Source organism: Microcoleus sp. Aus8_D2, from assembly GCF_036702665.1.
GTDB lineage: Bacteria > Cyanobacteriota > Cyanobacteriia > Cyanobacteriales > Microcoleaceae > Microcoleus.
Window position 1 is genome coordinate 1 of the sequence record NZ_JAUBUN010000033.1, and the last position, 24,358, is coordinate 24,358.

Annotated in this window: 15 protein-coding genes; 5 read left to right on the plus strand and 10 right to left on the minus strand. The window is 45.5% G+C overall.

Annotated elements, in window-relative coordinates:
- The first annotated feature begins 361 nt into the window (after nucleotides 1-361).
- Nucleotides 362-3,637, plus strand: coding sequence for a response regulator (locus QUB64_RS22830; protein WP_333276444.1), 3,276 nt, complete (start codon nucleotides 362-364; stop codon nucleotides 3,635-3,637).
- Between the two features lie 490 nt (nucleotides 3,638-4,127).
- Nucleotides 4,128-7,547 (plus strand): ATP-binding protein, encoded by a 3,420-nt coding sequence (locus QUB64_RS22835; protein WP_333276441.1) that lies wholly within the window; start codon nucleotides 4,128-4,130, stop codon nucleotides 7,545-7,547.
- A gap of 145 nt (nucleotides 7,548-7,692) precedes the next feature.
- On the opposite strand, the gene QUB64_RS22840 is transcribed toward QUB64_RS22835, so the two are convergent.
- From QUB64_RS22840 to QUB64_RS22860, 5 genes are all read right to left on the minus strand, one after another.
- Entirely contained in the window at nucleotides 7,693-7,965 is a 273-nt protein-coding gene (locus QUB64_RS22840) for a peptidoglycan-binding domain-containing protein (protein WP_333276439.1), read from the minus strand.
- A 67-nt stretch (nucleotides 7,966-8,032) separates the two neighbouring features.
- On the minus strand, nucleotides 8,033-8,308 hold the full coding sequence (locus QUB64_RS22845) for a peptidoglycan-binding domain-containing protein (RefSeq protein ID WP_333276437.1): 276 nt from the start codon (nucleotides 8,306-8,308) through the stop codon (nucleotides 8,033-8,035).
- Between the two features lie 72 nt (nucleotides 8,309-8,380).
- Entirely contained in the window at nucleotides 8,381-8,662 is a 282-nt protein-coding gene (locus QUB64_RS22850; RefSeq protein ID WP_333276433.1) for a peptidoglycan-binding domain-containing protein, read from the minus strand.
- 72 nt (nucleotides 8,663-8,734) lie between these two features.
- Nucleotides 8,735-9,013 (minus strand): peptidoglycan-binding domain-containing protein, encoded by a 279-nt coding sequence (locus QUB64_RS22855; RefSeq protein ID WP_333276430.1) that lies wholly within the window; start codon nucleotides 9,011-9,013, stop codon nucleotides 8,735-8,737.
- Between the two features lie 1,084 nt (nucleotides 9,014-10,097).
- Nucleotides 10,098-10,355: a hypothetical protein gene (locus tag QUB64_RS22860; RefSeq protein ID WP_333276427.1), complete on the minus strand. Its 258-nt coding sequence runs from the start codon at nucleotides 10,353-10,355 to the stop codon at nucleotides 10,098-10,100.
- 765 nt (nucleotides 10,356-11,120) lie between these two features.
- Here QUB64_RS22860 and QUB64_RS22865 point away from each other — a divergent pair.
- Complete coding sequence (locus QUB64_RS22865; RefSeq protein ID WP_333276424.1) at nucleotides 11,121-14,576, plus strand: response regulator; 3,456 nt, start codon at nucleotides 11,121-11,123, stop codon at nucleotides 14,574-14,576.
- On the opposite strand, the gene QUB64_RS22870 is transcribed toward QUB64_RS22865, so the two are convergent.
- The 3 genes from QUB64_RS22870 to QUB64_RS22880 form a co-directional block, all read right to left on the minus strand.
- Nucleotides 14,509-15,963, minus strand: coding sequence for a hypothetical protein (locus tag QUB64_RS22870; RefSeq protein WP_333276484.1), 1,455 nt, complete (start codon nucleotides 15,961-15,963; stop codon nucleotides 14,509-14,511). The two genes, QUB64_RS22865 and QUB64_RS22870, sit on opposite strands and share 68 nt — an antisense overlap.
- Before the next feature lie 130 nt (nucleotides 15,964-16,093).
- Complete coding sequence (locus tag QUB64_RS22875) at nucleotides 16,094-16,714, minus strand: DUF3177 family protein (RefSeq protein WP_333276422.1); 621 nt, start codon at nucleotides 16,712-16,714, stop codon at nucleotides 16,094-16,096.
- Nucleotides 16,715-17,139: 425 nt separating this feature from the next.
- Nucleotides 17,140-17,376 carry a Calvin cycle protein CP12 gene (locus QUB64_RS22880; protein WP_293151347.1) on the minus strand — a complete coding sequence of 79 codons (237 nt, stop codon included), beginning with the start codon at nucleotides 17,374-17,376 and terminating at the stop codon, nucleotides 17,140-17,142.
- Between the two features lie 458 nt (nucleotides 17,377-17,834).
- On the opposite strand from QUB64_RS22880, the gene QUB64_RS22885 reads away from it, so the two are divergent.
- Nucleotides 17,835-19,088 carry an FIST signal transduction protein gene (locus QUB64_RS22885; RefSeq protein WP_333276419.1) on the plus strand — a complete coding sequence of 418 codons (1,254 nt, stop codon included), beginning with the start codon at nucleotides 17,835-17,837 and terminating at the stop codon, nucleotides 19,086-19,088.
- Nucleotides 19,089-19,342: 254 nt separating this feature from the next.
- Here QUB64_RS22885 and QUB64_RS22890 read toward each other — a convergent pair whose 3' ends face one another.
- Both QUB64_RS22890 and QUB64_RS22895 read right to left on the minus strand, forming a co-directional pair.
- Entirely contained in the window at nucleotides 19,343-19,486 is a 144-nt protein-coding gene (locus QUB64_RS22890) for a hypothetical protein (RefSeq protein WP_333325911.1), read from the minus strand.
- Between the two features lie 90 nt (nucleotides 19,487-19,576).
- A complete protein-coding gene (locus tag QUB64_RS22895; protein WP_333276413.1) occupies nucleotides 19,577-21,643 on the minus strand; it encodes an iron uptake porin in 2,067 nt (688 codons plus the stop codon).
- A gap of 1,144 nt (nucleotides 21,644-22,787) precedes the next feature.
- On the opposite strand from QUB64_RS22895, the gene QUB64_RS22900 reads away from it, so the two are divergent.
- Nucleotides 22,788-24,353, plus strand: a complete 1,566-nt coding sequence (locus QUB64_RS22900) for a glycosyltransferase family 39 protein (protein ID WP_333276410.1) — start codon at nucleotides 22,788-22,790, stop codon at nucleotides 24,351-24,353.
- Nucleotides 24,354-24,358 lie beyond the last annotated feature (5 nt).

A 24,358-nucleotide genomic window follows, 5' to 3' on the forward strand; every position in this document is an offset into this window, starting at 1 on the left:
ATCAGTCATCAGTCATCAGTCATCAGTCATCAGTCATCAGTCATCAGTCATCAGTCATCAGTCATCAGTCATCAGTCCTGCCGTCATCAGTCCTGCCGTCATCAGTCATCAGTCATCAGTCATCAGTCATCAGTCATCAGTCCTGCCGTCAGGCTTTACTTATCTATGAGAGAAGTCAGAAGTTATCGACTGCGTGGGTAAAGGCTTATTAATAATCTTCCCACCCTCAGGCGCGGTTGCTATATAATATCAGAAGTTATGCCAAGGTAACGATAAATCAACGGTGGCGATTGTGCAGCAGGAAAAATGCAATTTGGTGTATGCTAGAGACAGAGTTAAAACTGTTAACTGGCAGAATCAAATGTCCTCAATTGCCAATCAACTGCGTTACGGTTTTGTCTCGATTGTTGTGGCAAGCGTATTGATGGCGGGAAGTACGTTAGCTTACCTCAGCTTTCGGGGACAAATAGAACAGACAAAACAGCTTCAGTACGAGCGATCGCAAGCTGCGGCCGCCCAAATTAGCGCTGATCTGGATAACTTGCAGCGCCAACTCAATTACTTGTCAGAATTGCGCGGATTAACAGAATTTAATAGTGAAACTCAGCGCAGCATTATCGAAGGATTAGTCAACAGCAACAGCGCCTACGAAGTGGTGGGAATTTTTAACAGTAAAGGTCAAATCGTACAGGCGATGTCGCCTTACGAACCCTTCTCTACCTCTAGCTTGACTTTAGCAGGTATTTCGGGAGATGCACCTGTATTTTGGGAGACATTTGGACAGGCTCAAAATTATGTGAGTCCAGTAGATGTCGATATGAAGACCAAGGTTAATGTTGTTAATTTAGCGGTGCCTATTCGCGACAGTAAAAATCAAATTGCTGGAGTATTATTTGCCAGAGTTAGTCTAAATTTTTTAATTCAAATTGCCGCCAGATCGCAAGTGGGAAAAACAGGATACAGCTATGTTATCGACAACCGCTCGGTGCTGATTTCGGAAACAGGAAACAAGATTAATCCGTATTTACTCCCAGATTTGAAAGGGCGATCGTTTGTGGGAGAGTTATCCAAATTAGCTTTAGCTTCGGGGGTGCAATCTCCGCTCGTTTATCGAGGCTGGCGCGGGGAAGAAGTCATGGGCACGGGTGCGATCGTCCGCAGGGTACAGTGGATGGTGGTTGTAGAGCTACCTACAGCCGAAGCTTACGCTCCAGTGCGATCGTTCATATACGTCATGGGTGCAGTTACCACCGCCAGCGCCCTCGCCGCCGTGGGCTTGGGAGTCGGTTTTGCGCGATCGATTACAAATCCTTTAAAATCCCTAACATCCGCAGCTACTCAAATGAGTAGCGGAATGTTGGAAACTCGGGTAAATATTGCCGCATCTAACGAACTAGGAAAATTAGCCAATGCTTTCAACAGCATGGCCAGTCAATTGCAAGTATCTTTCACAAAAATAGAGCATCAAAATGCCAATTTGCAGCGACTTGACAAACTCAAAGACGAATTTTTGGCGAACACTTCTCACGAACTCCGCACCCCGCTTAACGGCATTATCGGTTTAACCGAATCTTTGATCGACGGTGCTACAGGACAATTGCCAGAACCGACCATTGCCAATCTAGCAATTATTGCATCTAGTGGCAGAAGACTGTCCAATCTCATCAACGATATTCTCGATTTCTCCAAGCTGAGATACAAAAATATTGAACTGCAAATCCAGCCTGTGGGCATCAGAGAAATTGTCGAGATCGTGGTGACTCTTTCTCAACCTCTAATTGGTACAAAAAACTTGCAGTTGATTAATTCAGTCACTGCCGACATTCCCCTGGTGGATGCCGATGAAAATCGAGTGCAACAAATACTTTATAACTTAATCGGAAATGCAATTAAGTTCACCGAACATGGTACTATTGAAATTGCCGCCAATGCTATTAGCTTGGAGGCGCCGCAGTGGCACGAAAAAGAAAGTTCAGTAACCAACCAGCTTCAATCTTTAATTGTCAGGTCAAAACTGCAAATTACGGTATCAGATACCGGAATTGGCCTGGCTGAAGATAAATTAGAACTAATTTTTGAATCCTTTGAACAAGCCGACGGTTCCACTGCTAGAGAATACGGAGGAACTGGTTTAGGTTTGGCAGTTACAAAGCAGTTAGTTGAGCTGCACGGCGGCGAAATTCACGTATCTTCAGAACTCGGTATAGGTTCGCAGTTTACCTTTAGTTTGCCAATTTCTCTAAATCAGTATGTCGATTACAAGCAGTTGCCAGCAACGGCTCGACAGTCTTTAGTTTCACAAAGCGACGAGCGCAAGTTAATAACTAATGAAACTGCCCTACCAATTTTTAATAATAAGAGTTCGAGAGATTATAAACAACGCCAAGAAAACAAGAAGTTGAAAATCTTGATTGTAGATGACGAACCTGTAAATATTCAGGTATTAACTAACAATTTACTTCTCGAAAACTATGCGATCGCCGAAGCTAGCAGCGGTAGAGAAGCTTTAGCTCTTCTAGACAGAGGCTACCAGCCAGATCTAATCTTACTAGATATCATGATGCCACGGATGACTGGTTACGAGGTTTGCGATAAAATCCGGGAGAAATTCACGGCGAGCGAATTGCCAATCGTGATGCTAACTGCCAAAAATCAAGTATCTGACTTAGTGCAAGGTTTCAATGCAGGAGCCAATGATTTTTTAACTAAACCGTTTCTTAAAAATGAATTGCTAGCCCGAATCAAAACTCACATCCGTCTGACAAAAATCAATGCAGCTTACGGTAGATTTGTCCCCCACGACTTTCTGCGATTTTTGGGACACGAAAGTATTGTTGATGTTCAACTAGGCGATCAAATTCAGAAAGAAATGACAGTTTTATTTTCTGATATTCGCTCCTTTACGACTATCTCCGAAGCTATGACTCCCCAAGAAAATTTTAATTTTATCAACAGCTACCTAAGTCGAGTCAGTCCGGTAATTCGCGCTCACCAAGGTTTCATTGATAAATATATTGGCGATGCGATTATGGCACTATTTCCTGAGTCGGCAGATGATGCTGTTCGCGCGGCAGTGGAAATGCAAAAACAAGTTATTCTTTTCAACGATCGCCGACAAACAAGGGATTACGCACCGATTACGATCGGTATCGGTTTACACGCGGGTACTTTAATGCTGGGTACGATTGGCGAGCAAGAACGGATGGAAAGTACAGTGATTGCTGATGCGGTGAATCTCGCGTCTCGTTTGGAAGGATTGACTAAGGTTTACGGCGCGGGAATTCTGGTAACAGAATCAATTTTAGAGCGTTTGGGCGATCGAGAAAAACATCTGTGCCGATTTGTCGATCGAGTCACAGTCAAAGGAAAAAAAACTGCCGTGTCGGTGTTTGAAATTTTTGATGCAGAAACAGAACAAAGCATTCAGCTCAAACAGGAAACTGCTGCTGCATTTCAAAAAGGTCTGGATCTTTATTTCGAGCAAAATTTTACTAAATCGCAAAAAATATTCAAGAAGATTTGCGAAACCAATCCTCAAGATAAGTTAGCAGCAATCTACTGGGAGCGCTCTCTGAAGAATCGAATGTATGGAGTCCCAGAAGGATGGTCGGGAATAGAATTTTTGGATGAAAAGTAGTAAAAGTAAGATCGAGCTGACGGCAGAAATTTTTACCATAAAAAATCGGTTTAAAGCCCGCCCGCCCGATCGGGAGAAATTAAAATGAGACTATTCATTACTCCAATCCTCGGACTTAAGGGTAGAGGTCGTTGTCAACTGTCAACTGTCAACTGTCAACTGAATGAAGTGTTTATCGAGTTTTCTGGAGTTGGTCTCAGTCATAATATATTCAGACCGAAGCCTGAAGACCCAAAATGGGCAATTTTTCCGATAATTCGCTGTTGAGTTCGCTAGTTGTGACTTCACAATCGAATATAATGCGGAAAGCTATGCGAAAAAGAACCTGGTTTCTCTAAAAAATCTCAGGTTGGACAGCTATTCAGGAAGCAACCCAGAATCAGGCTGTTCTTGCGTAAGTTATGTTGGAGTACAAAAGGATTTACAATACTTAACAGCGGTGTAGCTTCGCTCCGAGTATCAACTGTGTTTTTTAATCTCAATTAATGTTATGTCAACTTTTTCTCTCAAGCGCTTAGCTGCTAAACTTTCAGGAAAAACAACGCTGCAAACTGTACTCATAGTCCCGTTTGTTTTGCAAGTATTTGCAGCGGTGGGAATTGTGGGATATTTATCATTTAAGAACTCTCAAACAGCCGTGAACGATCTTGCAGATCAGTTGATGGGAGAGGTGAGCAATCGCATTGAGCAAAATTTGAAAACTTATCTGCAAACTCCGCACCAAATCAATCAAAGCAAGCTGGATGCAGTGAAACTGGGTTTTGTGAACATGAAAGACTTGTCAGCTTGGGAAAAGTATCTGTGGCGGCAAGTGCAATTATATCCTTATATCAATTTTACGTCGATCGCCAATCGCAATGGAGAATACCGCACTGGCGAAAAGATGTCGGATGGGACTTTATTGATTAACGCCTCGGGCCCGTCTACCAAATTTAATTTTTATTCTTACAATACTAATTATCCGGGCGATCGCACCAAACTAGCAGCCACCATCAAAAACTTCGATATCAGACAGAATCCGTTATACAAAGATGCGTCTCTAGCAGGCAAACCCACTTGGAGTTCAGTTGATGTCTCCTTGCTAGAACCCACACTGATAGTCAGCGCGCTGCAACCAGTTTACAACAACCAGAAACAGCTAGACGGAGTATTAATTACTGCTTTGCGTCTGGACAGTATCGGTCAATTTTTAAACAGCCTCAAAATAGGCAAATCCGGTCAAACATTTATTATCGAAAGAAAGGGAACGCTGCTGGCAACTTCCACGCCCGAAAAACCTTTCCGCAGCAAAAACGGTAAAAAACAACAGTTTAAAGTCAAAGAAAGCAGCGATATCGTAACGCAGAGTACAGCTAAATACTTAGAAAGTCACTTTCAAGATTTGCAGCAAATTACCAAATCGCAACAACTCAATTTTGAAATAAACGGCAAGCAGCAATTTTTAAAAGTCCTGCCATTCCAAGACGGCAAAGGTTTAGACTGGCTGATTGTCGTTGTCGTTCCAGAAGCAGACTTTATGGAACAAATTAATGCCGGCAACCGAACTACAGTGCTGCTATGTCTTGCAGCTTTGGGCATAGCAATTGTGCTAGGAATTCTCACTTCTCGCTGGATTACCAAACCAATTTTAAAATTAAAAGATGCAGCAATAGCTTTGTCAGAAGGACAATTTGACAGAACTGTCAAGCTCGATCGATCCGACGAGTTGGGCGTACTTGCCGCTGCTTTTAACAGCATGGCAGCACAACTGCAAGCATCTTTTACTGCCTTAGAAACTAAAAATACCGAATTGCAGCGACTGGACAAACTTAAAGACGAATTCTTGGCCAACACTTCTCACGAACTCCGCACTCCGCTCAACGGCATTATTGGGATTGCAGAATCTTTGATAGACGGTGCTACCGGACAACTGCCAGAAACAACAAATTTTAACTTAGCTTTGATTTCATCGTCTGGAAAAAGATTGGCTTCTTTAATTAACGATATTCTGGACTTTTCTCAGCTCAAGAACAAAACTATAGAATTGCAAATTAAGTCCGTCGCTCTCCGAGAAAGAGTCTTTGTGATTCTCACATTGTCTCAGCCATTAGTAGGCACAAAAAAATTGCAATTGATTAACTCAGTCGCTCCCGAATTGCCACCAATAGCAGCCGACGAGAATCGATTGGAGCAAATACTTTACAACTTAATCGGCAATGCGATTAAATTTACTGACAGCGGCACCGTTGAAATTTCAGCAAACTTGGTAACAAGCAACGAACAATCATCGCCTAATTCCCAATTAGCCATTACTGTATCCGACACTGGGATTGGCATCCCCGAAGATAAATTAGAGCAAATTTTTGAATCCTTTGAACAAGCTGACGGTTCCACAGCTAGAGAATATGGCGGCACGGGTTTAGGGTTAGCTGTTGCCAAGCAATTAGTGGAATTGCACGGAGGTAAAATTTCGGTATCTTCAACTGTAGGCGTCGGTTCCCAATTCACCTTTACTTTGCCCGTATCTGAGAGTCAGCCGGAATTTAGCACCAGACAGCCACATTTAACCGAGGGCGATTCCCTACGGGATAGCTCCGCTTCACACATTTTAATGACTCCTGAATTCGCCGCCCAATCATTTCCAATAAATTCTCCAGTATCAGCCAATAGCGAGTTGCTAGAAAGTGAAAAACTAAAAGTTTTGGTAGTCGATGATGAACCCATTAATATTCAGGTCATCATCAACTGTCTTGCTTTAGAAAACTATGCGATCGCTCAAGCGATAAACGGGAGAGAAGCTTTAAATCTAATTGAATCAGGATTTAAGCCAGACTTAATTTTACTCGATGTAATGATGCCGCAGATGACTGGTTATGAAGTGTGTCGAGAAGTCCGCAAAAAATACTCGCCTTTAGAAGTGCCGATTCTGATGCTGACGGCAAAAAATCAAACTAGCGACTTGCTAGAAGCTTTTAACTTAGAAGCGAATGATTATATAACTAAACCTTTTATCAAAAAGGAATTGTTGGCCAGAATTAAGACGCAAATTAGCCTGGCAAAACTGAATTCAGCCTACGGCAGGTTTGTGCCGCACGATTTTTTAAACTTGCTGGAAAAACCGAGTATTATTGAAGTAAAATTAGGCGACAATCAGGAAAAGGATATGACTGTGCTGTTTGCTGATATTCGCTCTTTTACGGTGATTTCAGAACAGATGACACCGGCAGAAAATTTTGCATTCCTTAATAGTTACTTGGGAAGTGTTAGCCCTGCGATCAGGAAAAATAAGGGGTTTATTGACAAATATATTGGCGATGCAGTCATGGCTTTGTTTCCTACATCTCCATCAGATGGTGTGCGAGCAGCAATTGATATGCAAAAAGAATTGAATATCTACAACGACGATCGCGAAAAAAACGGCTTGTTTCGGCTCGCGATCGGCATTGGTTTGCACGCGGGTCCTTTGATGTTGGGTACAATTGGCGAGCGAGAACGGATGGAAAGTACCGTGATTGCTGATGCGGTGAATCTCGCGTCTCGTTTGGAAGGATTGACTAAGCTTTACGGCGCGGGAATTCTCGTTAGCGGTGAAATTATCGATCGCCTGGACGATCCAGAAACATATAACTACAGATTTGTCGATCGAGTAACGGTGAAAGGAAAGACAACTGCTGTGTCGGTGTTTGAAATTTACGATACAGAAACAGAGAAGAGCATTCTCCTCAAGCAGCAAACTGCGGAGATTTTTCAAGAAGCTCTCAATTTTTACTACCACAAAAAATTTGTTCCCGCCCAAAAAGTATTTGAGAATATTTTACAAATCAATCCTGACGATCAGGTAGCAACGCTGTATTTCAAACGCTCTCGCAAGTATCGAATGTATGGGGTGCCGGAGGGGTGGTCTGGAGTGGAAGATTGGGCGGAGAAATAGGCGGCTTTTTGAAGGAAGAATGAAGAACGAAGAACGCATGGGGAAAGAAAGTGCAAGGAAAAACGTCCTCAGCGTCGGACACGGTTGCTATAAAAGATAGGGCGCGCATTGCACGCCCTACTCTGTTTATATGGTAGTACAAACTTTAAAATATAGTTGTACAAACGCCTAATTTATTCCAAGTTTTCGGGCCGACAATGCCATCAGCAGCGATTTTTTGTTTCTGTTGAAAACTGATGACTGCTTGTTGGGTTTTGGCGCCGAACGATCCATCAGTATTTAGGGAAGCTCCGCTGACATTTAAAAGTCGTTGGAGGTAGCGGACATCCTCATTTTGGGTGACGGCATCGTTGCGTTGGAGTAGGGGAAAATAACGGCAGGAAGGTAATTCGATGCGAGTTGCGCTTGTGGTTTGCATGGTTTGATTCTCCATTTATTGTTTGCAAGTTTTGATCGACAGAGAAGTGCGGGAAAATGTTGGTGATTTAACACCCACCTGTTTCGCAGGCGCCTAATTGACTCCAGGTTCTCGGGCCAACAATGCCATCAACCATCATCTTATTTTTCGTTTGAAAGTTGATGACTGCTTGTTCGGTTTTGGCGCCGAAGAATCCATCAGTTGCTACGGGATATCCTTTTTTAACTAAGGATTGTTGGAGATAGCGAACGTCTTTATTGGAAGTGCTGCTATTATTGCGTTGCAGTGTGGGCAAGGAAGAGCACATAGGTAATTGAGCTTTGGTTTCGTTGGTGGTTTGCATGGTTTTATTGGGGATTGGTGGTTGGCAAGTTGTTTGGAAAGCAGAGAAGTGCGGGCAAATGTTGGCAGTGATTTAACAAGGAGGTTCGATAACGCAAGCGCCTAATTTATTCCAAGTTTGCTGGCCAACAATGCCATCAACAGTAATCTTATTTTTCTTTTGAAAGTTGATGACTGCTTGTTCGGTTTTGGCACCGAAGAATCCATCATTTGCTACGGGATATCCTTTTTTAACTAAGGATTGTTGGAGATAGCGAACGTCTTTATTGGCGGCAGGGCTGCTATCATCTCGTTGCAGTGTGGGCAAGGAAGAGCACATAGGTAATTGAGCTTGAGTTGCGTTTGTGGTTTGCATGGTTTTATTGGGGATTAGTGGTTGGCAAGTTGTTTGGAAAGCAGAGAAGTGCGGGCAAATGTTGGCAGTGATTTAACAAGGAGGTTCGATAACGCAAGCGCCTAATTTATTCCAAGTTTGCTGGCCAACAATGCCATCAACAGTAATCTTATTTTTCTTTTGAAAGTTGATGACTGCTTGTTCGGTTTTGGCGCCGAAGAATCCATCAGTTGCTACGGGATATCCTTTTTTAACTAAGGATTGTTGGAGATAGCGAACGTCTTTATTGGAAGTGCTGCTATTATTGCGTTGCAGTGTGGGCAAGGAAGAGCACATAGGTAATTGAGCTTTGGTTTCGTTGGTGGTTTGCATGGTTTTATTGGGGATTGGTGGTTGGCAAGTTGTTTGAACTTGCTATTCCCTAGTTGTAGCTGTGGTGGAAAGTGCTTTAACAGTCACTTTTTTTAGTGACGCTTGTTTGAGGTAGCTCAGATGAGTGACAGAAGAAAGGAGGTTTGGCAACGGATTTAACGGATTTAATGGATTTAAGGGAGGTGAGTTGAGGGTAGATGGCAGAAGAAGAAGGGAAGAAGCAAGAGGCCAGAGGACGGACTTAATACCTCTTCTAAAAATTAGTGCAACATCTAAATTAGAAGCGAGTATCTGTAGAAAAACGGCTGAGGCTTAGTCCGGTAGGCTGAGGTGAATGCAAAATAATTTGTCTACTATTGAGAATTGTAGCAAGACATGAATGAACTTCCTATAATTCAATACGGTTCACTCGCAGATGGTCATTGCGAGGCACGAAGCAATCGCAATGTCTATTTTTCATCGGTTTTCTCTCTTGGAATCTCTTAAGTGAACCGTATTGTCCTATAATTAGACCTTCTTGGACGCAAAACCTAATTATCTAGGGTGCTTATGGGCGCACCTTATACCATTTTAAAAAAAGCTTGCTACAAGAGAATTGTTGGGTTCGTTTCGTCCACCCAATGTGTAAGGTGCGTCGCTATGATATCTGGCGTGAAATGCGAGCAATTGTTCGTAGCGACGCACCCTACAACTACTTACCCTATCGGTAGCGTGTCAAAGCGCTGTTTGCGGTCAGGACTGATAAGGAATGAAAATTTAATAACTTAAACACTTCCTAAAGTCCTCTCTCTCCTATAAGCGGCGAGGTAAAAGGAGGCAGAGCCTCCGGATCTGCATTACCAGGAAGAGCCTGGTAACAAGCAAAGATAATGCTTGGTTATTTATAAAATATTTTATGTTGCCGACAAGACTATCGTTTTTTTGTTAAAATTAGCTTGACAATCGCCGAGCGCAATTATTTTTTTAATCACATATTCAAACACGAAAATCCCCAACTCTTAAGAGCTGGGGATTTTCTGGATATTGCGATTGACATTATGTCATCGCTGTCAGTACAGTTGAACAGACGTGCTGAATAAACAACCTATTCTTTTTCTGAAGGTGAAGGAGCTAGGAGACCGGAGATGGCGCCGATCGCATTACTGCCAATCACAACAAAAAGCGGAGGGATTTCTTTACCCATGACAGAGAGTGTCATGCCAAAAGTAAGTGAAATCATAATCGAGCCTGCTAAGCTGCCAACAATTAGGCGGTAACAAAAGTTATCAGATTTATACATCATGATTAATTCAAGTGTGAATGATGGTTGACGGCCAAGATTGATATTTAGGTTGCCAAACATAATCTAAATTGGCGATTTTGTGCGATAAAATTTTGAGGCGCTGCTATCAATATTCGAGCGTTATCACGCTCATATGCCGTTGTGACAAACTTCTAACAGTGGTGCGGGAAATCAGCCCGCTGAATGCTCTATCAGTAGTAGCCCTATTAGCTCTGCTACCATTCAACCGTCGCTGAAGTTAGCGGACATTTTCATTTTGGGTAACGGCATAGTTGCAGGTGGTAAGTAACAATAACGGCGGGAAGGTCATTTAATGTGAATTGCGTTTGTGCGAAGCATAGTTTTTTGATTTGACCTTGGTTGTTTGCGGGTTGTTGAACTTGCTATTCCCCAGTTGTAGCTGTGGGTGAAAGTGCTTTAACAGTCGCTTTTTCTAGTGACGCTTGTCCGAGGTAGCTCAGATGAGTGACAGAAGAAAGGAAGTTCGGCAACGGATTTTTTAACGGATTTAACGGATTTAACGGAGGGTTGAGGGTTGAGGCTTGAGGGTTGAGGAGGGACTTAATTAGATATTCCTGGAGGCAGAACCTAATTATGTAAAGTCCCAGGAAATAATTGTGCAGCACAGATTATTAGCATGAGCTACAATGCTTTCTATCGGGGAACTTGCCGCATTTGGCTCGGTGAAGCGCGATCGCATCACCGATCCGGGCTAGCTAATTTCGACCCAATTAGCGGCAATTAGCTGGAACTAATTATTAATTGCGCTCAAATGAAAGAATCGGCCAATTTGTGCGGCAGCTCTGAGAAGTGAGGCGATTTACCATGTTCTTGAAAAATATCAGCAGATCGATCGCAAAATTGTACAGCAGCGTACCCCTGCGTTTAGCGCTGACAGTGCCATTTGTCTTGCAAACTGTCGCCGCAGTCAGCCTAGTAGGATATTTGTCTTTCATCAACGGACAAAAAGCTGTTCAAGAATTGGTTAATAGCTTGCAGGGCGAAATTAGCGATCGCATCCAAGAGCACCTCACACATTACTTGGAAAAACCTCACACCATCGCCCGACTCAATGCAGCTACAGCTCAACTCGGCAAGCTGCATCCAGCAGATTTGCCAGCAACACAGCGCTACTTTTGGCAGCAGATGCAAATATTCTCCTCCGTGCGAGAAATCTATTTAGGCAGTAAGGAGGGTCAATTTATCGGAGTTAGGCGAGAACCATCAGGACAATTAGTTATCAGAATCACAGAAAACTTTCCTCAGCGTTCTTGCTATGCTTTAGATGCCGAAGGCAATCCAACTAATTTATTGAGTTTTGAACCAAAATACGACCTGCGAACTCGCCCCTGGTATATCAGTGCAACGGCAGCCAACAAATTAGTTTGGACTGAAATTTATACATTTTTTCAGGGCGATTTGGGAATCACAGCGGCTCAGCCTTTTTATGACGATCGAGGTGAGTTTGTTGGAGTAATGGCAGTTGATATTATTCTGAGCGAGATTGGGGACTTTCTGGGAAACATGAAAATTAGCCGCTCGGGTCAAACTTTCATTATGGAGCGATCGGGCGCTTTAGTGGGCAGTTCGACAGACGAAAAACCCTACACCGTGGGCCCAGACGGCAAAGCTCGACGATTGCTGGCAATTGATAGTAAAAATCTTTTAACTAACGCCGCAGCCAAACACATTATTAATAATTTAAATTTAAGCTTCTTCGATCTGCCCCAAAAACTAGAATTTCACCTCAAAAATCATCGGCATTTTGTGCAGATATTGCCGTACAAAGACCAGATAGGAATCGATTGGTTAGTAGTGATAGTGATTCCAGAAAACGATTTTATGGAGGAAATTAATGCCAACACTGCTAGCACTCTTTTACTCTGCATCGCCGCGCTAATTCTAGCAATAATTATTGGCGGTTTGACAGCTCGCTCTGTGGCCAAGCCAATTCTCCGGTTAAACGCAGCAGCCAAAGATATCGCCCGAGGAGAAGGGGATCAAACACTAGAGTTCGATCGCGCCGACGAAGTAGGCGAACTCGCCAAATCCTTCACCAGCATGGTATCTCAACTGCAAACTTCCTTCGCCGCCCTAGAAAAAAAGAATCAAGAATTGCAGCAACTCGACAAACTCAAAGACGAATTTTTAGCCAACACCTCCCACGAATTCCGAACTCCCCTCAACGGGATGATTGGCATTGCCGAATCAATGATTGATGGCGCCACCGGAACTTTATCAGAAATTCAGCAACAAAACCTCTCAATGATAGCCAGCAGCGGCAGACGACTCAACGAACTTGTTGATAATATTCTCGACTTTGCTCAACTCAAAAATCACAAACTAGAATTGCAGCTTCGCAGCGTAGAAATCAAGTCGATTGTCGAAGTTGTACTCACTGTAAGCAAATATTTAACCAGCACAAAAAACTTGCAGTTACTTAACAATATTCCCGCGGATTTGCCCTTGGTGTTGGCTGACGAAAACCGCCTACAACAAATACTTTATAACTTAATTGGAAATGCGATTAAATTTACCGAAAGTGGCACTGTTGAAATATCAGCAGAAATTGTAGATACCTACGGTGAAACATCCCTCCCAGTGCCCGAATCAAATCGCCTAGAGTCAAACCCGGATTTTCAAATAGCTGTCACAGTTGCCGATACAGGAATAGGCATTCCGGGCGATCGGCTCGATCGCATTTTTGAGCCATTTGAACAAGGCGACGGTTCCACAGTCAGGCAATACGGAGGAACAGGTTTAGGTTTAACACTATCCAAACAATTTGTCGAACTCCACGGCGGTCAAATATACGCAACATCCCAAGTCGGCCTCGGTTCCCGCTTCACCTTTACCCTGCCTTTTTCTACCGAACAAATTCATCCTAGCGAAGCAGTAATAAATTCGCTGCCAGCAACACAAACGAATGGTTCAACATCAAAAAATAACAGATGTAAAACTTATTTATCCTGCAATTTAAATTTTTATAAACCCGCTCCGAATCCAGTAGCTCAAGCCACTGCGCTATTAGAAGTCAAAAAATTTAAACTTTTGATAGTTGACGACGATCCGATTAACCTGCAAGTTTTAAACAATCACCTTTCTCTGGAAAATTACAGCGTAATTCAGGCACCGGGCGGCGAACAAGCCTTATCAATACTGGAAAGCGGACAGCATTTTGACTTAATCATTCTCGACATCATGATGCCCAGAATGTCTGGTTATGAAGTCTGCGCCAAACTCAGGGAAAAATATCCCTCTCACGAGTTGCCAGTAGTCATGTTGACGGCTAAAAATCAAGTTTCAGATTTAATCATAGGATTTCAATTCGGCGCCAACGACTATTTAACCAAACCCTTCTCGAAAGACGAACTTTTAACCAGAATTAAGTCTCACATCAACTTATCGCAAACTAACGGCGCCTACGGGCGATTTTTCCCCGATGCTTTCTTAGACTTTCTGAAAAAAGAGAGCATTGTGGATATTCAATTAGGAAATCACGTCAGCAAACAAATGGCAGTTATGTTTAGCGATATTCGCTCGTTTACTGCCCTTTCCGAAACCATGACTCCGCAGCAAAACTTTGATTTTGTGAACGCTTACCTGCGAGAAGTTAGTCCGAAAATTAGAGAACACCACGGCTTTATTGTCAAGTATTTAGGAGATGGGATGATGGCTGTTTTTCCCAACGGTGCTGACGATGCACTCAAAGGTGGAATCGCGAAACTGCAACAAGTTCACGAATATAATGTCGATCGCGAAAACAGCGGATATCAACCGATTCAAGTCGGCGTAGGAGTGCATTTCGGTCAAATGATGGTGGGGATAGTCGGGGAAGCGGCGAGAATGCAGGGAGATGCTTTTTCCGATCATGTGAATTTAGCCTCTCGTTTGGAAAGTCTCACCAAATTATATGGAGTATCGTTAATAATTTCCGATAAAGTTTTGGATAATTTGACTCATCCCGAACAGTATCAAATCCGTTTTTTAGACAGAGTAATTGTCAAAGGGAAACAGCAGCCAATTTCCATTTATGAAGTCCTCGACGGAGAAACAGAGTTAGTCAGGGAAATGAAGTTACAAACTCAGCAGGATTTTGCACGGGGTTTAGAACATTATCGCCGCCACGAATTTAAGGCAGCTAAAATTTGTTTTTATCAAGTTTTAGCCGTTAATCCCGACGACAAAACGGCTGCACTGTATTTAGAGCGACTCAACTATTTGATAGAAAAGGGCGTCCCGGAAAATTGGTCTGGGGTTTGGACTTTAACTCAGAAGTGATTTGGTAGTATCGGTAGATAGTAGATTTGCGGCTTTCAAACAACTTGAGAATTGAGTCAACGACAATTTCTGTAACTATCGGGTTAAAGTCGGTAATAAAGTCATCGGCGTCCAGATTTTGCTTAAAAAATTCCTTAGCTCGATCGCACTGATAGCGCATTTCGTCAAAGCCCACAATTTTGACCACAAATGTCGCTAGCGGGGAGTTTTCCAAATCGGCATTAGAACTGCTTTTAGCCCGCCCGTTTTCTAATAAATTTAATACTTCCGCTTCTAAACCAATTTTAGGTTTGTAAGGTTTCTCTATTTCTGGAAAAAAGCTTTCTAGGCGCACGCTTCCAACAGCTCTATCCGGGAGTTCTCCCATTATCATCGCCAGAGAAACATCGAGTCCCAAACCCGAAGAAAGAGCTTCCAGCAGGGCGATAGCAGCCAGTTTGCAGCCCAAATAAAGCTTCGCAATTTCCAGATTGTACTTAGCAGTAGTTTCCCAGCGCTGATAAGTGCGATCGTCTGGATATCCCTCAAACTGCCGGAAAATCACCTCTGGCTTGAGATAACTCAGAAAACCCTCCATCTTCAGCAAAGCAACTCGGTAGTCGCGCACCGTGTAAAAACCGCAGCAGGTGAGGTTGTGATTGGTTTCCGGCAATAAATTCCAGGTATTTGCCAAGAAGTGGGCGGAACTCTGGTGAGAAAAACTGATCACATCCCGGTTAGAAATTCGCACAGCTTTTTTCACAGTTTCCCGCATTTGCTCGTCAGTCAAACTGAGGTTAAACAGGCTATTTATTGCTTGCAAGCGGTCATAAAGGCGCTGACTTACCGTTATTCCCCCATCGGCGGAGCGAAACGGAATTGTTGCTTCTATGCAGGCTGAAATTTGAAGCAATTGCTCGCGTTTGAGAAATGGTTCGAGAGATTTTGCTGCCACCAAAGCGCTGAGAAATTCGTTTTGTCCCCCGAAGGGATTGAGCACTTCTCCCGGTACAAAACCGAATACGAGCATTACCATCTCGAAGGTAGCATCTGCTGACAGTTCAGATTGCTCCCGAATCTGTAGCTGTTTGTTAACTTCTTTTGTCACAGGAGTGATGTAGTAGCTGACGTTAAAGTTTATGCTGCGATCGACTTGCACGTAGACGATATCGTGAAATAAAGCTGCCAAAACCTCGATCGCATCTTCATTTCCCCCGACATCAAAAATATGTTCGGGAGTGTGAAAAAACCGCCAGGGCCCCGTCATCGGCTGAACTATCAGTTCGGCAATCCGAGCGAGTTCGCTTGGTTCGACTTCTACTTTTAGGCGATCGATCGCCCAAATCAGCCTTTCTAAGCACTGTAAGTATGCCTGTTTGCTATCCATCACAGTCTTTTCCAATAACATTACTGTCACGCCAGCCATCCTCTTGTTTGTTTTATTTTTTCGTAAATGCGCCCGGTTTTTTTTTTATTTGTGATTTTTTTTTGAAGACTTTAGCTGGAATTTAGGAGGCAAATACTTACTTAAAATCAACTTAATTTCCGGTAGCTGACCTCCCCTGTTTCCCCAATCTAATTAACACAAAGTATGACAAGTAAATTACATAAATTGCTAGACCTGTCAGACCCAACAATCCCAAAAATTGAGGGTTGGCCTTAGCGTGAAACATCTCTTTATACAGCCAAGGCGGGTCAAACCAAACGCGGCAAAAAGGTTCGTCAATTACTTGAATTTGAGATTTAAAGGCACAGGTTAAGAAGGGAATTTGAGCGATCGCGCCCAAACCGCTGTAAACAGTAATCGCCCACCGCCAAGCTGTAAAGGCCAGCTTCAAAGGCGACTGCGGGCGATCGGCAATTTCGTCGTTTAAATCCTCCCAAAACCACAGACAAGCAGGAATCAAGGCCCTCCCCATGACAGAGGACACAAAGCTCACAGGCAGCGCAGCCATCATCAGGTAAAGTGTAATTGCCAACAAACTCGCCACTCGCCAATAAATCATCAACAAACGGGCGATCGCGTCTGATGAAGCAAAAACAGCCCAAATCAGCACTACCAGCGGGATCGAAACGGTTAATAACACAGACAACCGGTAATCCATCCAGACTAGCGGTTGAAACCAAGGCCCGGTGGCTGCCAATAAAAGACTCAACATCTTTGGGAAAATATACTCACTTATTTGTGACAAATTTTACTACAAAAATGCTGAAAAAGATAAGACGGCGGTTGAAACCGCGTCAGCGTCAAACTTTCGTCCGCTTTCGGGCCGACGGTCGAAAACAACTTAATTTTAAGCGTCGGTTCTTCAACCCGCTCCCGTCGGGTGAGAGTCTGTGTAGACGCGGTTTCAACCGCCCGGTCTTCTTCAACCCGCTCTCTAGTAGGTGAGAGTCTCGTGTAGACGCGGTTTCAACCGCCCGGTCTTCTTCAACCCGCTATACAAGGGGGTGAGAGTCTGTTTAGACGCGGTTTCAACCGCCCGGTCTTCTTAATAAATCGATGAAAGAATCCCGCGCCAAAAGTTAGATTTCGGCGCGGGAGCGAAGGTATAGAGCTAAATTGCTCGTTTATTCGTCTCGTTTATTCGTCGTAGATGCGGCACTCAGCAGCGTCAGGATTGTCGTCGCAATATTTTTCAAAAGAATTTTTTGGTTTGACTTGCTTTTGGTGGGAAGCTTCAGCTTGCAGTTCTTCAACTGCGTCCCACGCCGCCGCACATTCCCCTGAAGTTGCGCCCTTCAAGTCACAGACGGTACGAGCGCTTTCTAGTTCTTCTTCAATTTTTTCTTCGATGTTGCCTGCGGGTGTTGTTGTCATAAAGTTGTTGACTAAGAAAGGTTTTCTTTTTGGATGTTAGCTGGTGTTGGATTTGCAGTTTCAGTCTGGCGACCCCAGCTAATACTAGCTTGAGATGTGCTGTTGCAGCTCCGATAGAACCGATCCATAACTGCGGTTGGAAGCCGTCTCTACTTCCTGCTTGACTTTAGCCTGTTGGCGGATTCTAGTCCACAGGCATCAATGCAGGTCGAGCCGACCTTACTTTTGATAAAAACATTACACGAGGTTGGTGTGTCAAACTGTATTGAGCTTTATTTTTTAAGATTTAGCTGAACACGATATTTAACACTCAACGGATTTATGGGACACTCATGTTAACTTATGTTAACACAAGAACCGCCTTGGAGGGAAATCGATCGCCCCAGAAAACCGTCCCGCCAGCGGCCAGTTCCGGTTAGCCTAAGGTATAGAGATAGTTTTATAAAGAAGTTCGCCTTATGGACAAGCAAAACCAAATGCAATGGGTCAGCGCCTTATCAACCCGTCCGTCTTTGGAATCAGCGCTGAAAGAAGTTGTAGAACAAGCCGATCGCCAATTAGAATGCCCGGCAGATTTAGCGCTGATATTTATCTCATCTGCCTTTGCTAGCGAGTATTCTCGGCTGATGCCTTTACTGCGAGAACTGCTGCCCGTGCCCGCGATTCTGGGCTGCGGCGGGGGAGGAGTCATCGGCACGAACCGGGGAGGGATCACCGAAGAAGTGGAGGGTTCTCCAGCCGTCAGCCTGAGTCTGGCCCGCTTACCTGGAGTGAATGTCAGAACATTTCACATCGGTGCAGAAGAACTGCCGGACTTAGACAGTCCCCCAGATACTTGGGTGGATCTCTTGGGCGTGCCGGCCCAGGAAGAACCGCAGTTCATCATCTTGGCAGACCCATTTTCGGCAAAAATTAACGATTTGCTGCAAGGGCTAGATTATGCCTATCCGGGTGCGCCGAAGGTAGGAGGACTCGCAGGCGGGGACGGTTCCAGAGGCGCGGCGCTGTTTTGCGACTATCAGCTTTACCGAGAAGGGACGGTGGGAGTTGCTTTGAGCGGGAATATAGTTTTGGAAACGATCGTCGCGCAAGGCTGTAGGCCGATCGGGCATCCCTATCGGGTGACGGAAGGAGAGCGCAATATTTTGCTGAAACTCGAAGAACAAACCGATGATACCGGTAGGGGCCGGGGCATCGAGCGATCGCCCTTAGAGGCCCTGCGAGAGTTAGTTCAGACTTTGAGCGAAGCAGACCGAGAATTAGCCCAGCACTCGTTATTTGTCGGCTTAGTCAGCGATGAATTCAAGATGACATTAGAGCCGGGAGATTTTTTAATCCGCAATCTGTTGGGAGTAGATCCGAAAGTGGGGGCAATTGCGATCGGCGATCGAGTCCGTCCCGGACAGCGCATCCAATTCCACCTGCGGGACGCGCGCACCTCCGCCGAAGACCTAGAAATGCTGCTCGATCGGCATCAGCGGGCGGCCGAGGACAGGGGTACATCCAGCGCCGGCGCCTTGATGTTCTCTTGTCTGGGGCGCGGTGAAGGGCTTTACGGTCAATCGAACTTTGACTCGCGACTGTTCGGCAAATACCTCAAAAACATCCCCCTGAGCGGCTTTTTCTGCAACGGCGAAATCGGCCCCGTCGGCGGCAGCACATTTCTGCACGGTTACACATCCGTATTCGGGATTTGCCGCCAAAATTCCTAATCTTGTTGTCAGTTGACAGTTGACAGTTGACAGTTGTCAGTTGACAGTTGTCAGTTGTCAGTTGTCAGTTGTCAGTTGTCAGTTGTCAGTTGTCAGTTGTCAGCTTGCCCGATCGCTTGCCGAAGGGTTGACAGTTTGCCCGAAGAGCGCAAGAGAAGGGTTGACAGTTGTCATACCATTTTTTTAAAGAAATGATAGAGATTGAGAACGACCAGAAATATGTAATTCTGGCTTTAAGTTCTTAAGTAAGTCTTTCAGAACTTTAAAAAAATGGTATCAGTTGTCAGTTGACCGACTAATGCCCAATGCCCAATGCCCAATGCCCAATTCCCCATGCCCCATGCCCCATGCCCCATGCCCCATGCCCCATGCCCCATGCCCCATGCCCCATGCCCCATGCCCCATGCCCAAAAACTAAAAACTAAAAACTAAAAACTAAAAGCGGCAGGTGACTGCCGCTTTTAGCTTTAACTAGAACTCTGGAAACCTTAGAAACTAAAGGTTGTCCGCAGGACTCCTACCCAGATATCGTCATTGCGTTTGTTATGTTCCGGATTCAGAATCACGTAAACGCCCGGTGTCACCGAAATAAAGTCATTAACTTGGAAGCGATAAAAACCCTCTAAGTGATAAGAGGTGTCGCGGTCTCTGGTGACATCGCTCTTAGTAACTTTTGGCGGTACGCCGGCGATAAAACCGAGCAGGTTCCCAGGCTTACCAAAATCTGGCAGCGCCAAGAAAACAGCACCATTCTGAACAGTAGCGTCATTGCTGGCGCCGCGTTCTTGGTGAGCCTTGGTGTAACCGTACCAACCGCCAAGCTGGAAGCGACGGCTGGGTTTGAAGTTAACTTGCACCCCATAGTTATCTGATGTAGTCGATGCTTGACCGAAGGGCCGGTTAGCTAAAGAACTGCCCGTATTGCCCATGATTGCAACATCGCCACCCCGATTGTATTTGTGGTTGTAGGTAACACCAACATCAAATGCTTGGCCCAGATTTAAGTTGAGCTGACCCAAAGCGCTGAAAGAACCGTCGGCAACGCCCCGGCCATTGGCTGGGTTGGGAGCGTCGCCGTCGGAAGCAAGATAGGCTGCTGTGGCTCTCAGAGGGCCGAAGTTGTATTTGAGCGCAGCACCTGCTCCTTCGGGGCCGCGGAACACTGCGGGGTTGTAACGTCCAAACGCGGAAACAGCACCGTTGCCAGTCGATTCAAATGGAGAAGTCAGCTCCGCAACGTCATCGAGCCTCAGTCCTTTCGGGCCGAAGTAGACTGTAGCGTTGCCTGCGGGGAAGCGATACCACAATTGATCGAGGGAGAATTGGCTGCCGTCTTCGCCGGTGATGGCGAGGCGAGCCATGTTCGTATTAGTGGCAGTGGCTGCACCGTAGTTGGGGATGTTTCTAGCTTGCAAGCGGGTTCTGAGCAAGTCTCGACCGGTGAAGCTGGTGTTGAAGTTCAACCGCACCCGGTAGCCGAGGGTTGTGGCAGTTTTGTCGTCGTGCAGGCCGACACCATTTCCGAAGGTGTCGCTGGCGAGAAAAATGGCTTCTCCTGCCAGTTTGGTTGTGGTGGAAAACTGGTTGGCTTCGAGTTCTGCGGTGCGAGCTTCCAGGCCGTCTACTCGTCCGCGCAGGGTAGCGAGTTCGGCTGCAAATTCTTCTTGCAGGCGTTGCAGGATGGCTAAGTCGTCTTTGGTGACGAAGGTCGATGTTGCCGAGCTAATTTGCTTGGTTACTTGGTCTAAGCAAGCGTTGACGCCGGCTGCAAATTCGTAGCGAGTCAGGGCGCGGTTGCCGCGGTAGGTGCCGTCGGGATAGCCTACGATACAACCGTAGCGTTCGACTAGGGATTGCAGAGCTTGGAATGCCCAGTCTGTCGGCCGCACGTCGGAGAGCTGAGAGACCGATGTCACCTGGGACATGGCTCCGGATGGTTCGGCCGGCAGCTCTTGGGGTGCTGCTGGGACGATCGGGCCGCCCATGCCGGCGGGTGCTGTCTGAGCAATTTCTACCTTAGTAGCTGGAGTGCTGGCGACTGCTGGCACTTCAATTTTTGCAGCGGTTGCTGTGGGGCTGCTGGGCGCTGCCAAGTCTGATGCTTGGGGCGATGGTTCGGCTGTGTTGGCAGCAGCTAGGGGCTCAGTCGCTGCCGCTGTGGTGGCGGGGGCGATTGGGGCTGCTGCATTGATGTCGATCGCTGCTGTTGGCAGTGCTGCGGCGCTGGTGTCTGGTTCGATTGCTGCCAGTTTTTCGGCGTCTGCGGAGTTGGCGATCGGGGTTTCGGCCGCCGGAGCGCTGCTGTTTAAAGCCAGCTTTTCTGGGGCAGCAGGGGCTGCTGCAACTGGTTCTGCAACTGCTTCTGCAACTGCTTCTGCAACTGCTTCTGCAACTGATGCTGCAATAATTTTTGACTCAGATGGCTTCGCTGTGGCTAGCTGGTTGGCTTCAGCGGTTGCGGTCGCTTCAGCGGCGATCGCAGTGGCACTGACGACTGATGATAGCCCCAGAATTGCCGGGGATACTAGAAGTAAATTCCAAAAAGTTCTGTTCATTTTCCTCACACCTTCACACTCTATTCAACTCGATCGGCAATTCCCAACTGATAATTTTTGTGGTTGCTTGCCTGTTGACAATAACTGCCAGAATAGAACCTATCCATAACTGTTGATTCACAGTAGGCGTGTCTAGTTGCTGCTTGAACCTAGAGGGCTGGCCCCTTGTACGGCTCAGGCCTCAATTCAGGTCAAGCCCACATTACACTACGGTTGATTATACCATCACCTGCTAATTTCATCTCAAAGGTCGCCATACTTGCTGGAGTTGCTTTCTCCGAAAGGGCGATCGACCACTGGTTGTACGGCTTCGGCCACAATCTGCCTCAAACTGACAAATACTGATAGTCCTCGCTGATGCCTGAGTTAACAGACAGTTATAGGTAAGATTTTTGCTGATTGCCGCATCCCTTATACAGCTTTCGATCCTATTATGTCAAGCTTTTTAACCTAACTTTAAACCTCGTGGCCAGGAAGGGGCTATTTTCCCGCCTGGAGTGGGGAACGGAAGCGTAAAGGCTGGTAGATGTAGCCCTTCCGGGCAAAATTTCAGGCTTGACCAATTTGGGTTTTCTGATGCCCCCAGCCGCCGGGACTTGCGAGGGCGATCGGCATTTTTGAGACTGCTCGTCGGCTGGTTTAATTTGCCAGTATTTTAACACAATTTTTGGGTGGTCTGACAGCGGCAGCCGACTGAATGTCTGCGAGCTGAAATTAGAGTTTTGTCTGCGAGCTGCGAAGGCGTTTCAGGGCCAGTTATTTTTTGGGCACAGCCCATGTCTCTCAAAGCACCTTTTGTCTGTGATTTATGCTACTGCCAAATTCTCCGTTTAGCCTGCGCATTCCCGGACGCATCAATCGGGTTTGAGCGACGAAAATACTTACCCCTATGGCTTTTACCCTGGTTGAAAAACCCGGTTTATGAGAGTAAGGAGTGCATCCAGGGCTGTGCTAATTTGCTCACAGCACAAGTAAATGCCGCAAGTTATGGCAGGGCGATCGAACAACCTGTAGATTTGGCAATCCAGTCAACCTCGATCTGGTATGTTACATTGAGGCGCAGCATCTATATTTTTTGACACGATCTATGACTTTGATGAAAAGCAAACTGCGGTTTTTAGTACTTGTTTTATTGATATTAGGAGTGTTTTTTCGCTTCGCCAACATCGACAAAAAGTTTTATTGGTACGATGAAGTATTTACTTCCCTGCGGATTTCGGGATACACGCAAACAGAAGTGCTGCATGAAATAAGCAGCGTTCAGTTAGTAGCGGCAAAAGATTTGATGAAATATCAGCGCTCCAATCCGACCAAAAATTTGGGCGATACTGTTAAAAGTTTGGCAATTGAAGAACCTCAACTGCCGCCGCTGTATTTTCTGGCAGTCAAGTATTGGGCAAAACTATTCGGTGATTCTCCTTTCTCGACGAGAAGTTTCTCAGTTTGGATGAGTTTGTTAGTGTTTCCTTGCCTGTACTGGCTGTGCCGAGAATTGTTTGCAGCGCCGGAAGTGGCGTGGATAGCGGTGGGATTGCTAGCAGTTTCTCCCTTGCACGTGCTTTACGCTCAAGAAGCGCGTCCTTACAGTTTGTGGCAGGCGATGATTTTACTTTCTTGTGCGTCTCTGCTGCGAGCAATGCGGGTTCAAACTAAGCTGAGTTGGAGCATTTACGCAGTAGCAAATATTTTGGGAATTTACACTCACTTGTTTAGCCTGTTAGTTGCCTTAGGACACGGAATTTATGTAGGGATAATGCAAGGTTTTAGGTTGAATAACAAGGTAGTTAATTACCTGATAGCAAGTGCCATGTCTTTACTAGCATTTGTGCCGTGGATGGTAATTTTGATGGCAAATAAAAGGGCAGCCTCAGGGGCGACAAATTGGGCAGGTCTAGAAATTACCTGGCGCTCTTTAATTAGTAATTGGATCGGAAATATAGGTCGCATTTTTTGGGATTTTGGGCTAACTTCTCAGGCGACATCAATATATTTGATTGCGTTGATGGCAGCTAGTTTAATTTTATTTGCCATCGTAGGGTATGCAGTTTATTTTCTGTGTTCTCAGACAAGCAAACAGGTTTGGCTGTTTGTGGTGACGTTGATGGCGGTGACAGCACTGGCAGTGATGCTGCCGGATGTTATATTGGGAGGAATCCGATCGACTAAACCCCGCTACCTATTTCCGACTTATTTGGGGATGCAAATAGCTGTTGCTTACCTGTTAGCGACTCAAATTAGCGGGCTGGGCGTGCCTTGCTGGAAACGGCAGGTGTGGAAAGTTCTGACAGTTGTACTGCTAACGGGCTCTGTGCTGTCGAATGCTGTTAGTTCTCAAGCCGAGACTTGGTGGACTAAGGAATTGGGCCGGGAAAATCCCGCAATTGCTCGCAGGATCGATCGCGCCCCAAGGCCACTGGTTGTCAGTGATATCTCGGAAGTCAGTCTGGGAAATATACTGTCAATGAGTCATTTGTTAGAACCGAAAGTGATGCTGCAATTGGTGTTGCTGGACCCGATCGCGCGCAGTCAAGCTCAGTTGCTTGACACACCAACTATACCCAAGATTCCCAGCGGTTTTAGCGATGTTTTTGTCTACGGGCGATCGCAGAAGTTTAGTGCTAAGCTAGCGAAAATGCAGAACTCGAAAATAGAGCTGCTGGAAAAACCAAAAACCCTAAGCCTGTGGGTGGGAAAGTTAGTAAAAGAGTGAGGAGT

What these genes read in the sequence shown, in the direction of transcription:
- QUB64_RS22830 (WP_333276444.1), top strand. Translation starts at nt 362, where the DNA reads ATGTCCTCAATTGCCAATCAACTGCGTTACGGTTTTGTCTCGATTGTT.
- QUB64_RS22835 (WP_333276441.1), top strand. Translation starts at nt 4,128, where the DNA reads ATGTCAACTTTTTCTCTCAAGCGCTTAGCTGCTAAACTTTCAGGAAAA.
- QUB64_RS22840 (WP_333276439.1), bottom strand. Translation starts at nt 7,965, where the DNA reads ATGCAAACCACAAGCGCAACTCGCATCGAATTACCTTCCTGCCGTTAT.
- QUB64_RS22845 (WP_333276437.1), bottom strand. Translation starts at nt 8,308, where the DNA reads ATGCAAACCACCAACGAAACCAAAGCTCAATTACCTATGTGCTCTTCC.
- QUB64_RS22850 (WP_333276433.1), bottom strand. Translation starts at nt 8,662, where the DNA reads ATGCAAACCACAAACGCAACTCAAGCTCAATTACCTATGTGCTCTTCC.
- QUB64_RS22855 (WP_333276430.1), bottom strand. Translation starts at nt 9,013, where the DNA reads ATGCAAACCACCAACGAAACCAAAGCTCAATTACCTATGTGCTCTTCC.
- QUB64_RS22860 (WP_333276427.1), bottom strand. Translation starts at nt 10,355, where the DNA reads ATGTTTGGCAACCTAAATATCAATCTTGGCCGTCAACCATCATTCACA.
- QUB64_RS22865 (WP_333276424.1), top strand. Translation starts at nt 11,121, where the DNA reads ATGTTCTTGAAAAATATCAGCAGATCGATCGCAAAATTGTACAGCAGC.
- QUB64_RS22870 (WP_333276484.1), bottom strand. Translation starts at nt 15,963, where the DNA reads ATGTTATTGGAAAAGACTGTGATGGATAGCAAACAGGCATACTTACAG.
- QUB64_RS22875 (WP_333276422.1), bottom strand. Translation starts at nt 16,714, where the DNA reads ATGTTGAGTCTTTTATTGGCAGCCACCGGGCCTTGGTTTCAACCGCTA.
- QUB64_RS22880 (WP_293151347.1), bottom strand. Translation starts at nt 17,376, where the DNA reads ATGACAACAACACCCGCAGGCAACATCGAAGAAAAAATTGAAGAAGAA.
- QUB64_RS22885 (WP_333276419.1), top strand. Translation starts at nt 17,835, where the DNA reads ATGGACAAGCAAAACCAAATGCAATGGGTCAGCGCCTTATCAACCCGT.
- QUB64_RS22890 (WP_333325911.1), bottom strand. Translation starts at nt 19,486, where the DNA reads ATGGGGCATGGGGCATGGGGCATGGGGCATGGGGCATGGGGCATGGGG.
- QUB64_RS22895 (WP_333276413.1), bottom strand. Translation starts at nt 21,643, where the DNA reads ATGAACAGAACTTTTTGGAATTTACTTCTAGTATCCCCGGCAATTCTG.